This window comes from Streptosporangium sp. NBC_01639 (assembly GCF_045209755.1).
In the GTDB taxonomy this organism is placed as follows: domain Bacteria; phylum Actinomycetota; class Actinomycetes; order Streptosporangiales; family Streptosporangiaceae; genus Streptosporangium.
In genome coordinates this window covers 2,689,805-2,701,184 of record NZ_CP109272.1, presented here as the reverse complement: position 1 = coordinate 2,701,184, position 11,380 = coordinate 2,689,805, and the positions used below count along the sequence as shown (strand labels likewise).

Here is an 11,380-nt window from a genome sequence, read left to right as displayed (position 1 = left end):
AGGTTCGGTCATGACCGGCAGCCGGATCGTGCGCGCACCACGCGGCACCACACTCACCGCCAAGGGGTGGCCGCAGGAGGCGGCACTCCGCATGATCCAGAACAATCTGGATCCCGAGGTGGCCGAGCATCCTGAGCAGCTCGTCGTCTACGGCGGTTCGGGCAAGGCCGCCCGTGACTGGCGTTCCTTCGACGCGATCACCCGCACCCTGACCACACTGGAGGGCGACGAGACGCTGCTGGTGCAGTCCGGCCGCCCTGTCGGGGTGTTCCGCACGCACGAGTGGGCCCCCCGGGTCCTCATCGCCAACTCCAACCTCGTGCCCGACTGGGCCAACTGGGAGGAGTTCCGCCGCCTGGAGGCCGCGGGCCTGACCATGTACGGGCAGATGACCGCCGGTTCCTGGATCTACATCGGCACCCAGGGCATCCTGCAGGGGACCTACGAGACCTTCGCGGCCGTCGCCGCCAAACGGTTCGGCGGCACGCTGGCCGGGACGATCACTCTCACCGCCGGGCTCGGCGGTATGGGCGGCGCCCAGCCGCTCGCCGTGACCATGAACGACGGTGTGGCGATCTGCGTCGACTGCGACCCCCGGTCCATCGAACGGCGGATCGAGCACCGCTACCTGGACGTGCGGGCCGACAGCCTCGACGAGGCGCTGCGCCTGGCCTATCAGGCCCGGGACCAGCGCAGGCCGCTGAGCATCGGGGTCGAGGCCAACGCGGCCGAGGCCGTGCCCGAGCTGCTCCGCCGGGGCGCGGAGATCGACATCGTCACCGACCAGACCTCCGCGCACGACCCGCTGATGTACCTGCCGACCGGCGTGGCCTTCGAGGACATGGCCGCCGAGCGGGAGAAGGACCCGGCCGGCTTCACCCGGAAGGCGCGCGAGGCCATGGCCAGGCACGTCGAGGCCATGGTCGGGTTCCAGGACGCGGGCGCCGAGGTCTTCGACTACGGAAACTCCATCCGGGGCGAGGCGCAGCTCGCCGGCTACACCCGAGCCTTCGACTTCCCCGGCTTCGTGCCCGCCTACATCCGGCCGCTGTTCTGCGAGGGCAGGGGACCGTTCCGCTGGGCGGCGCTGTCCGGGTCCGCCCGCGACATCGCCAGGACCGACCAGGCCATCCTTGAGCTGTTCCCGGACAACGAGCCGCTGGCCCGCTGGATCCGGATGGCCCAGGAGCGGGTCCATTTCCAGGGCCTGCCCGCGCGGATCTGCTGGCTCGGGTACGGCGAGCGCCATCTGGCCGGTGAGCGGTTCAACGACATGGTGGCCTCCGGCGAGATCGAGGCCCCCCTGGTGATCGGCCGGGACCACCTCGACTGCGGCTCGGTCGCCTCGCCGTACCGGGAGACCGAGGGCATGGCCGACGGCTCCGACGCGATCGCCGACTGGCCGCTGCTGAACGCCATGCTCAACGTGGCCTCCGGCGCCGCCTGGGTCTCCATCCACCACGGCGGCGGCGTCGGCATCGGCCGCTCCATCCACGCCGGCCAGGTCACCGTCGCCGACGGGACCAGGCTCGGTGGCGAGAAGCTGACCAGGGTCCTCACCAACGACCCCGGTACGGGAGTGATCCGCCACGTCGACGCCGGCTACGACGAGGCCGTCACGGTCGCGGAGGAGCGCGGCGTCCGCGTCCCGATGCGCGAGTCCTGAAGGGCGTGCGTGTCCCTCCCACCCGGTGCGTGAGCTCGCTCGCCCGGTGTGTGAGCCGGCCGGCCGGACCGCGCTCCGGGTGGGGTGGGCGGGGGCGGGAATGCCCGCGGATGATCGAACGGTTGGAGGGGACGTGGGTGACATACTCGATCAGCTTCTCGGGGATCGCCGGCTGTCGCCTGTGCAGCGGAGGATCGCGCGCTACCTCGACGACCATCTGGCCGAGGCCATCTTCCTGTCCAGTGTGGAGCTTGCCGACCGGGCCGGGGTGAGCCAGCCGTCGGTGACCAGGTTCGCGACGGTGCTCGGGTTCGCGGGCTATCCCGAGCTGCGGCAGGCGTTGCGGCCCTTCGTGCTGGGCGAGCGGAACCCGTCACGGGCCAACGACCTGCAGACCGCGATCGATGGGGAGATCGAGAACCTGAGGAACGTCCGGGACCGGCTGGCCGACCCGTCGTCCGTCACCGAGCTGGCCACCCGGCTGGCCGGGTGCGAGCCGCTGCCGGTTCTCGGGCTGCGGGTCTCCAGCGGGCTGGCCACCACGTTCGCCTACTTCGCCCGCCGGATCCACCCCGACGTCCGCCTGCTGACCCACGGCGGCTCGGAGCTGTCCGACGGCCTGCACGCGGCGCGGCGGGCGGGGGCGGCCTGGCTGGTCGCGGTGATCCTGCCCCGCTACCCGGCCGAGGCGGTGGCGGCCCTGGAGAGCGCCCGCGAGCTGGGCCTGCGGACAGCGGTGATCACCGACCGGCCGGACGTGCCATTCGAGGCCGACGTGATCCTGGACGCCCCGGTCGGTGAGCGGCTGGTGTTCGACTCGCACGCGGCGCCGCTCGCCCTGGCCATGGTGCTGGTGGAGGCCATGGCGGACGCGGCGCCGCTGCGGACGCAGGCCCGGCTGGAGGAGTACGAACGGATGACCGACCGGGCCGGGGTCTTCGTCGACCAGCCGGGCCGGCTCCGAACCTGACCGGGTCTCCCCGGACCGGCCCGCCTGTTTCCCATCGAGGGTCTCCTCAGACCGGCACGCCTGTTCCCATCAAGGATCTCCCCGGTCGACGCTCGGGTGAGGCCACTGACCGGCCAGGTGGGAGCGAGGGCGCCGGAGTAGGGTGAACCGTATGTTCGAACGCCCGACCGCACTGGTCACCGGAGCCTCCCGAGGGGTCGGCGCCGCCATCGCGCACGCCCTCGCCCCCACCCACGACCTGCTGCTCGGCGGGCGGGACACCGAGGCGCTGGCCAAGGTCTGCGCCGGGCTGCCGGACGCGCGGCCGTGGCCGGTGGAGCTCACCGCCGTCACCGAGGCCGATGTCGCCGGGATCGACCGGCTCGACGTGCTGGTGCACAGCGCCGGCGTGGTGACCCTGGGGCGGATCGCCGAGACCCCCGCCGAGGTCTGGCGGCGGACGATGGAGGTCAACGTGGTCGCGGTGGCCGAGCTGACCCGGCTGCTGCTGCCCGCGCTGCGCGCGGCCCACGGCCAGGTGGCGCTGGTCAACTCGGGGGCGGGACAGCGGGCCAACCCGGCCTGGGGATCCTACGCGGCCAGCAAGTTCGCGCTGCGCGCCTTCGCCGACGCGCTCCGGCTGGAGGAGCCCGACCTCCGGGTGACCACGGTCTACCCGGGACGGGTGGACACCGACATGCAGCGCAGCGTGCGGGAGCAGGAGAGCGGGACCTACGAGCCGGAGAGATACCTGGCGCCGGAGTCGGTGGCCAGGGCGGTGGTCGCGGCCGTGACGGCCTCTCCCGACGCCCATGTCACCGACATCACCGTCCGCCCGACGGCTGGACCCGTGCGCTGAGGGCGGCGTCGGCTCGCCAATGAATGACTCCATTCAGATAATGGAGGGATGTTCGACGAGATGTGGGGTGCCATCGCGCACCTCGGACGTGACGCCCGGACCCGGGGCTACCTGCGCGACGCGTGGTCGCCCGCCGATCTGGAGCTACGGCAGTGGTTTCGGCAGGAGGCCGCACGGCGGAGCCTCGACCTGAGAGAAGACCGCAACGGCAACCTGTGGGCCTGGTGGGGTGACCCGTCGGGCCGGCCGGGCGTCGTCACGGGCAGCCACCTCGACTCGGTACGCCACGGCGGCGCCTTCGACGGTCCCCTCGGCGTCGTGTCCGCCTTCGCCGCCCTCGACACGCTGCGGGCCAGGGGCTTCGAGCCCGGCCGCCCGCTGGGAGTCGCCTGCTTCACCGACGAGGAGGGGGCCAGGTTCGGAGTCCCCTGCATGGGCTCCCGGCTGCTCACCGGCGCACTCGACGCCGACCGGGCGCGTGGCCTGACCGACGACGACGGCGACTCGATGGCCGAGGTGCTGCGCCGGTCCGGACGCGATCCGGGCGGGCTGGGCCGCGACGACGAGACGCTCGGCCACGTCGGCGTCTTCGTGGAGCTCCACGTCGAGCAGGGCCAGGAACTGGTTCACCGGGACGCGCCCGTCGGCGTGGCCGCCGCCATCTGGCCACACGGCCGCTGGCGCTTCGACTTCCACGGCCAGGCCAACCACGCGGGCACCACCCGGCTGGAGGACCGCGACGACCCGATGCTGCCCTTCGCCCGGACCGTGCTGCACGCACGCCAGGCCGCCCAGCGGCAGGGGGTGGTGGCCACCTTCGGCAGGGTCCGCGTGTCGCCCAACAACGCCAACGCCATCCCGGGGCTGGTCAGCGCCTGGCTGGACGCCCGAGGCGGTGACGAGGACGCGGTCCGCGACCTGGTCTTCGAGCTGACGGACTTCTCCGGAGCCGAGGTCAGCGCCGAGTCGTGGACCCCCGTCGTCGACTTCGACGAGGCTCTGCGGGAGCGGATCGTCTCGGTCCTGGGGGGCGTGCCCGTTCTGCCGACCGGGGCCGGCCACGACGCCGGGATCCTGGCCTCCGCGGGTGTGCCCAGCGCGATGGTGTTCGTTCGCAATCCAACGGGAATCTCACACTCCCCGGACGAACACGCCGAGGTGGCCGACTGCCACGCGGGCGTCGCCGCCCTCGCGACCACTCTGGAGGAGCTGTGCCGGAGCTGAACTACTGGTGTGAGCTGGCCTGGCTACCGCCCGGCGAGGTCGTCGCGGGGGTGCTCGTCCGGGTCGAGGGCTCCCGGATCGCGGAGATCACTCCCGGTATGGCCGACCCGCCCGCGGGAGCCGTCCGGCTCGACGGGCTGACCGTCCCCGGCCTGGCGAACGCGCACTCCCACGCCTTCCACCGGGCCATGCGGGGGGTGACGCAGCGGGAGAAGGGCAGCTTCTGGACCTGGCGCGAGCAGATGTACGGCGTGGCCGCGACACTGAACCCCGACTCCTACCTCAAGCTGGCCAGGGCCACGTTCGCCGAGATGGCGCTGGCCGGGATCACCGCCGTCGGGGAGTTCCACTATCTGCACCACGGGCCGGGCGGCACGCCGTACGACGACCCGAACGTCATGGGCCACGCGCTCGTCCAGGCCGCGCGGGACGCCGGTCTGCGCATAGCCCTGCTGGACGCCTGCTACCTGAGCGGCGGGTTCGGCGCCCCGCTGGCCGGCACCCAGCTCCGCTTCGGCGACGGCGACGCCGACAGGTGGGCCGTACGGGTCGAGGCCCTCGCCGACGTCTACCGGAAGGCCGAGGACGTGGAGGTCGGGGTGGCCGTCCATTCGGTCCGCGCGGTCCCCTGCGAGCAGATGCCGACCGTCAGCAGGTTCTCCCACCAGCACGCGTTCCCGATGCACGTCCACGTGTCGGAGCAGCGCGCGGAGAACGCCGCCTGCGTGGAGATGTACGCCGCCGGCCCGGTCCGGGTGCTGGCCGAGCACGACGTGCTCGGCCCCCGCTCCACGGCGGTGCACGCGACGCACGTGTCCGACTCCGACATCGCGCTGCTCGGCCAGTCGGGCACCCACGTCTGCATGTGCCCGACGACCGAACGCGACCTGGCCGACGGCATCGGCCCGGCCAGGGCGCTGTCCGAGGCGGGCTCGCCGATCACCCTCGGTTCGGACAGCCACGCGGTCGTCGACCTGTTCGAGGAGGCCCGCGCGGTCGAGCTGGACGAGCGGCTGGCCACCGAGCAGCGCGGACACTGGACGGCCGCCGAGCTGCTCCAGGCCGCGACCGCCGCCGGGCACGCCTCCCTGGGCTTCCCCGACGCGGGCATGCTCGTGCCGGGCGCGTGGGCGGACCTGGTGTCCGTGCGACTGGATTCGGTCCGCACGGCGGGCGCGTCCGCCGGCGGCGCCCCGGAGATGGTGGTCTTCGCCGCGACGGCCGCGGATGTGCACTCGGTGGTGTCGGGCGGCAACCGGGTCGTGGTGGATGGCCGGCACGCCCTCGGGAACGTCGGTGCGCTGCTCGGCGAGGCGATCGCCGAGGCGCGGGGAGAGAAGGAGTGAGCGGCCGGTGAGAGGCGGGGAGATTAGGAGTGAGCGGCCGGTGAGTGTGCTCTTTGATCGGATCGGACTGCTCTACACCGGTGGTCCGGAGCGGGAGGAGATCGAGAACGCCGCCCTGGTGATCGAGGACGGCCGGGTCGCATGGGCCGGAGCGGCAGGCGAGGACCCCGGCGCCGACGAGCGCGTGGACGTGGGCGGGCGCTGTGTGATCCCCGGCTTCGTCGACAGCCACGCCCATCTGGTCTTCGCCGGCGACCGCACGGCCGAGTTCGCCGCCCGCATGTCGGGGGAGCCCTACACGGCCGGGGGCATCCGCACCACGGTCGCCGCGACCCGTGCGGCCACCGGCGACCTGCTGGCGGGCCGGACGGCCGCCCTGGTCGCCGAGATGCTCGCCCAGGGAACCACCACCGTCGAGATCAAGAGCGGTTACGGCCTGACGGTCGAGGACGAGCGCCGCTCCCTGGAGATCGCCCGGCGGTTCACCGCGGAGACGACCTATCTGGGCGCTCACATCGTGCCACCCGGCGTGTCATCTGCCGACGACTACGTCCGCACGGTCACCGGGGAGATGCTCACGGCCTGCGCGCCGTACGCCAGGTGGGTCGACGTGTTCTGCGAGCGCGGCGCGTTCGACGCCGACCAGAGCAGGGAGATCCTGCTCGCCGGGGTGAAGGCCGGGCTGCTGCCGCGGATCCACGCCAACCAGCTCGGCAACGGTCCGGGCGCGCAGATCGCCGCCGAGGTGGGCGCCGCCTCAGCCGACCACTGCACCCACCTGACCGCCGAGGACGTCCTCGCGCTGTCCTCGGCCGGGGTGGTGGCCACCCTGCTGCCCGGCGCGGAGTTCTCCACCCGCTCGCCGTACCCGGACGCGCGCCGTCTGCTGGACGCGGGGGTGACCGTCGCACTGGCCACCGACTGCAATCCCGGCTCGTCCTTCACCTCTTCCATGCCGTTCTGCCTGGCGTTGGCGGTCCGCGAGATGCGGATGACGCCGCTGGAGGCGATCAGGGCCGCCACCTACGGCGGAGCCAGGGCACTGCGCCGCGACGACGTCGGCACACTGCGAGTGGGAGCTCGCGGTGACCTGGTGGTGCTGGACGCCCCCTCCTACGTCCACCTCGCCTACCGCCCCGGCGTGCCCCTGGTGGCTCAGGTCTGGCGGGAGGGCCGTCGCCTGGTTTGAAGCCCCATCGGCCGGGCAGCCCGCTATGCCTGTGACGTCATGTTCGGAGACATCCTCCTTGGGGAGGAAATTCAAACCGTTCTCCGGGCGTACTTCTTTAGGGAATCTTTGCGCTGATCCGAGCGTTGGTCAGGTAAGCGACATGTGGGTAGGCGCGGGGCATTGAACGAGCGTGCGGACATGTCATAAGCAGGCGGAGCGAGGTGCCATCGGATGGCAAGGCCGACGGGGAATCGGACGCAGGATCAGCAGGTCACCGACAGGGACCTGCTGGGGACCTACCTGGCTGAGATCGGGCGGGTTCCCCTGCTCACCGCGGAGGAGGAGGTCGAGCTCGCCAAGCGGATCGAGGCCGGCCTCTTCGCGGAGCAATTGCTGGACGGCGGACTGGCGGAGCCGCGGATCGCGGACGCCGCCGATGAGGAGCTTGAACGGCTGGCAGTTTCGGGGCAGCGGGCCAAAGACGAATTCATCCAGGCCAATCTACGTCTTGTGGTGGCGGTCGCGCGCAAATACTCCGGACGGGGAATGCCGTTGATCGATCTGGTCCAGGAGGGAAATCTGGGCCTGGTGCGGGCGGTCGAGAAATTCGATTACCGGCGAGGCTACAAGTTCTCCACATACGCCACCTGGTGGATCCGGCAGTCCGTGGGCCGCGCGATCCACGAGCAGGCCCGGCCGGTCCGGCTGCCCACCCACGCGGGTGAGCAGATGACCCGGTTGATGCGGGTCCGGCGCGACATGCTGGCCGAGTTCGACCAGGAGCCGACGGACGCCGATCTGGCCACGGTGCTGGAGTTGCCGATCGAGCGGGTCCGCGAGTTGCGCCGTTGGGCGTCCGACCCTGTCTCCCTCCAGCTCGGCGTGGGCGACGAGGACGAGACCGAGCTCGGCGACATGATCGCTGACGAGACCTGGGCCGACCCGGAGCAGCAGGCCATGGACATCCTGGAGCGGGAGCGCCTGGAGCAGTGGCTGACGGGACTGGAAGGCCAGACCCGCGAGATGCTCCGCTGGCGTTACGGCCTGATGGACGGCCGCGAGCACACGCTGACCGAGGTCGGCGAGCGCTACGGCATCGGCCGTGACCGCGCCCGCCGCATCGAGCGCGACGCGCTGGCCCGGTTGCGGAAGATGGCCATGGCCGCCTGACCTGCTGGCCTTGACACCTTCCGGCACGGCTCATCTGGGCCGTGCCGGAGCTGTTATGCCTGTCTGTTCGGGTTGTTCTGGGCTGTGTGGGTTGCGCTGTTCTAAAGGCGTTTCCCCGGTGGGTGGTCCGGTTTGTCGCTGCGGGTGTTTCTGGGTGCGGTGGTTTCGCGGTTCGGTGGGTGGATGCTTTGGGTTTTCGCCGTGCGCGCTGCGGTGGGTGGGTGTTCCGGCCGGCCGTCGCAGTTGCCGTCTCGTTTTTCAGGCCTCCGGACTGACGGGCGCGCTGGTTGCGCTTTTTTATAAGCCGGCCGGAACACCCACCCACCTCCGCGCCAGACGGCCCCGCCGTACGGCGTGCGGGCCGTAGTTGCTTGCTTTCGGGCCGCCGGCGGGCTCTTTGACGCTGAAGCGATCCGTTCGGGACCGTTCAGGGCCGGTCGCCGTAGCTGACGCGTATCTCTCCGACCAGTGCAGGGCCGACCGCCGCGGCGGCCGGCGGCCGTGTCGAGCTGATGGACGCCTCGGGGTGCAGGTTGGCCAAGGCCCGCCTGCCCGAGTGGGTGGCGGCCCGCTCGTGGACCTCAGGAGATGGGCCGAAAGCGATCCGGGGCGGGCGGCGCACCGGTCAGGTCCAGGCGGGTGGCTTCAGCTCTCCGCTCGGGCGGATGAGCGAGGCCGCGGCATCGCGTGAGGCCATCGCATCGAGGAGGCGGGTGCCACGCTGCTGGAGCAGGCGCACGGTGAGCGCGGGTGTCACGCCGAGGACGGTGGCGGCCAGCAGGACGGCGACGAGGGCGGTCACCCACCACGGACCGCCGATGACGCCGGGCAGGATGGCGGCCAGCAGGGCCACAGGGAAGATCGTCATTTGTCCGCCCGTCGGATCGCCCGCTTGCTGCCCCGGGTAGATGCGATCGCGGGCGTCGGTGCCCACGGCCGGCATCACGAGCGCGAGCAGCGGTGCCCCGGCGCAGCCCGCCGCGGCCGCGGCGATGGCGCCACCGACGGCGGCACCTCCCAAGGGAGAGCCGGTCGCGGCCCACAGCACGGCCGCCAGCGCAATGGACGGCAGGCCGAACAGCAGCGCCCACGCCGCCATCCGCCCATGCACGTCGGCCTTGAAGGCGCCCGGTGTGGTGAGGAGCTGCCATAGGGCCGTGCCGTCCAGGGCGTAGGTGTTGATCGCGACCATCGCGCCGAACACGGCTGCCGCGGGGCCTACCAGCGGCAGCGCCCAGCTCCAGTCGGTGAAGGCGATGATGAGCGCCATCAGCAGCGGTGTCAGCCAGGCGCTGCGCAGCTCAACGCCGCGCGCCGGGTCACGCAGCCAGGTGACCAGTTCTCGCGAGACGACCGCGGCCACCTGCGGCGTCATGAACGGCAAAGACAGTCCACGTCCCGGTACGGCGGGCCGCCGCGAACTCGCCCGGCGAGGCGGCCGGCGCAGGGCGCGAGCCGTCAGCGCGATCCAGCACAGCTGCAACAGGGCGCCCAAGGCCAGCAGCGCCGCCAGTGGCAGCAGGACCGGTCCCATCCCGGCGCCGTCGCGTGCGGCGAGTGCCGCGCCGTATCCCCAGCCGGTGGGCGACGCGGCGAGCACGTCGATCATCGGCTCGGGCAGTTGCCCGGCCGTGGGGGTGACCAGGGCTATGTCCCCCTCGCCGAGACGCGGCAGCAGCCAGGCCGCGACTGGCACCCATCCGGCGAACGACAGCGCGAGCATGATCGCGGTCTGTACGGCGGCCAGCGTCATCCCGACCCGGGTCTGCAGCAGCCAGGCCGCCAGCGCCGCCACCGTCTTGCCCACCCAGATGAGCAGATACAGCTGGGCAACCACCGCAGCCACGGCGGCCGCAACCGCCGCCGGGCCACCCGGCGCGGCCAGCACCACCAGCGACGACAGGCACGCCAGCGTGATCAGCGGGCCGACGCCCAGCAGTTCGGTCCACGACAGCGCCCGCGCCAGCCGCCACGACCGCAGCGGATAACCGCGCAACCACTCGCGGGAGATGACCGACGGATCATGGCGAGGCTGAGCCAGCGGCCCGAACAGCCACATGCCACCCCACACCGTGAGCGCCACGGCGATCCAGCCCTCGTGGATCACGCCATGGGCGGTCAAGGACGCGCCCGCGATCACTAGGGCGGCCAGGACCAGTCCGGTGACCAGGCCGAAGGCGCGCTCGTTGTGCGGGCCGTTGCGGAACAGGCGCAGCTTGAGTGCGAACAAGGCCCGGGTCACGTCAGCCACTCCAGCGGCCGCACCGGATCGGCGCCCACCAGCTCGACGAACCGCTCGTTCAGCGTCGAGCCCGCGGCCACCTCCTCCACCGGCCCCTCAACCAGCACCCGGCCATCGGCCACCACCGCCATCCGGCGGCAGTTGCGCTCGACGAAGTCCATGATGTGGCTCGACAGGACCACCGTGCCGCCGGCGTCGACGTACTGCTTGAGCACCTGCTCGATGGAGTGGGCCGATACCGGGTCGATCGCCTCGAACGGCTCGTCCAGTACGAGTACCCGGGGCCGGTGCAGCAGCGCCAGCGCAAGATTGATCTTCTTGCGCATGCCTGTGGAGTACTCCACGATCAGCGTGCGCGGAACCGCGTCGAGTCCGAGGATCTCCAGCAGGTCGCCCGCCTGCGCCCGCCAGCCGTCGTCCAGGCCGCGCAGCCCGGCGCTATAACGCAGGACCTCGGTGGCGGTCAGCCGTTCGGGCAGGGACAGGCCGTCCATCATGACGCCGAGCTGGGCGAGCGCGGCCTCCCGCGCGGTGCGCAGATCATGACCGGTGACCCTGACCGTGCCCGCGGTCGGCTCCCGCAACCCGCACATGGCCATCAACGCGGTGGACTTACCGGCGCCGTTGGGGCCTACGATGCCGTAGAACATCCCCGGCGGGATGCTCAGGCTGAGCCGGTCGACGGCGAGCACGGCACCGAAGCGCTGAGTCAGGTCCGCCACTTCGATGGCGGGAACGCAGGGATCTTGCAAC

The 11,380-nt window shown here is 71.8% G+C and carries 10 protein-coding genes; 7 read left to right on the top strand and 3 right to left on the bottom strand.

Features of this window, described 5'->3' with window-relative positions:
• Window positions 1–10: 10 nt before the first annotated feature.
• The 7 genes from hutU (at window position 11) to OHA77_RS12085 (ending at window position 8,385) form a co-directional block, all read left to right on the top strand.
• Entirely contained in the window at window positions 11–1,666 is a 1,656-nt protein-coding gene (gene hutU, locus OHA77_RS12115) for a urocanate hydratase (protein WP_406318109.1), read from the top strand.
• A 133-nt stretch (window positions 1,667–1,799) separates the two neighbouring features.
• Entirely contained in the window at window positions 1,800–2,636 is an 837-nt protein-coding gene (locus OHA77_RS12110; RefSeq protein WP_406318107.1) for a MurR/RpiR family transcriptional regulator, read from the top strand.
• Between the two features lie 151 nt (window positions 2,637–2,787).
• Window positions 2,788–3,474 (top strand): SDR family oxidoreductase, encoded by a 687-nt coding sequence (locus OHA77_RS12105; RefSeq protein WP_406318105.1) that lies wholly within the window; start codon window positions 2,788–2,790, stop codon window positions 3,472–3,474.
• Between the two features lie 48 nt (window positions 3,475–3,522).
• Entirely contained in the window at window positions 3,523–4,698 is a 1,176-nt protein-coding gene (locus OHA77_RS12100; RefSeq protein WP_406318104.1) for an allantoate amidohydrolase, read from the top strand.
• Complete coding sequence (locus tag OHA77_RS12095; protein WP_326820530.1) at window positions 4,686–6,044, top strand: formimidoylglutamate deiminase; 1,359 nt, start codon at window positions 4,686–4,688, stop codon at window positions 6,042–6,044. Before OHA77_RS12100 ends, OHA77_RS12095 begins: the two co-directional genes overlap by 13 nt.
• A 40-nt stretch (window positions 6,045–6,084) precedes the next feature.
• Window positions 6,085–7,233 (top strand): imidazolonepropionase, encoded by a 1,149-nt coding sequence (gene hutI / locus OHA77_RS12090; protein WP_406318101.1) that lies wholly within the window; start codon window positions 6,085–6,087, stop codon window positions 7,231–7,233.
• Between the two features lie 213 nt (window positions 7,234–7,446).
• Window positions 7,447–8,385 (top strand): sigma-70 family RNA polymerase sigma factor, encoded by a 939-nt coding sequence (locus tag OHA77_RS12085; protein ID WP_326820532.1) that lies wholly within the window; start codon window positions 7,447–7,449, stop codon window positions 8,383–8,385.
• Window positions 8,386–8,812: 427 nt separating this feature from the next.
• Here OHA77_RS12085 and OHA77_RS12080 read toward each other — a convergent pair whose 3' ends face one another.
• From OHA77_RS12080 to OHA77_RS12070, 3 genes are read right to left on the bottom strand one after another with little or no spacing between them, the layout of a single operon-like run.
• Complete coding sequence (locus tag OHA77_RS12080; RefSeq protein ID WP_406318100.1) at window positions 8,813–9,007, bottom strand: hypothetical protein; 195 nt, start codon at window positions 9,005–9,007, stop codon at window positions 8,813–8,815.
• 3 nt (window positions 9,008–9,010) lie between these two features.
• Window positions 9,011–10,627 carry a hypothetical protein gene (locus OHA77_RS12075; protein ID WP_406318098.1) on the bottom strand — a complete coding sequence of 539 codons (1,617 nt, stop codon included), beginning with the start codon at window positions 10,625–10,627 and terminating at the stop codon, window positions 9,011–9,013.
• Window positions 10,624–11,379 carry an ABC transporter ATP-binding protein gene (locus tag OHA77_RS12070; RefSeq protein WP_406318097.1) on the bottom strand — a complete coding sequence of 252 codons (756 nt, stop codon included), beginning with the start codon at window positions 11,377–11,379 and terminating at the stop codon, window positions 10,624–10,626. The genes OHA77_RS12075 and OHA77_RS12070 overlap by 4 nt, the downstream gene beginning before the upstream one ends.
• Window position 11,380 lies beyond the last annotated feature (1 nt).

Excerpts from the sequence above, each read along its gene's own strand:
- OHA77_RS12085 (WP_326820532.1), top strand. The coding sequence starts at position 7,447 with ATGGCAAGGCCGACGGGGAATCGGACGCAGGATCAGCAGGTCACCGAC.
- hutU (WP_406318109.1), top strand. The coding sequence starts at position 11 with ATGACCGGCAGCCGGATCGTGCGCGCACCACGCGGCACCACACTCACC.
- OHA77_RS12105 (WP_406318105.1), top strand. The coding sequence starts at position 2,788 with ATGTTCGAACGCCCGACCGCACTGGTCACCGGAGCCTCCCGAGGGGTC.
- OHA77_RS12100 (WP_406318104.1), top strand. The coding sequence starts at position 3,523 with ATGTTCGACGAGATGTGGGGTGCCATCGCGCACCTCGGACGTGACGCC.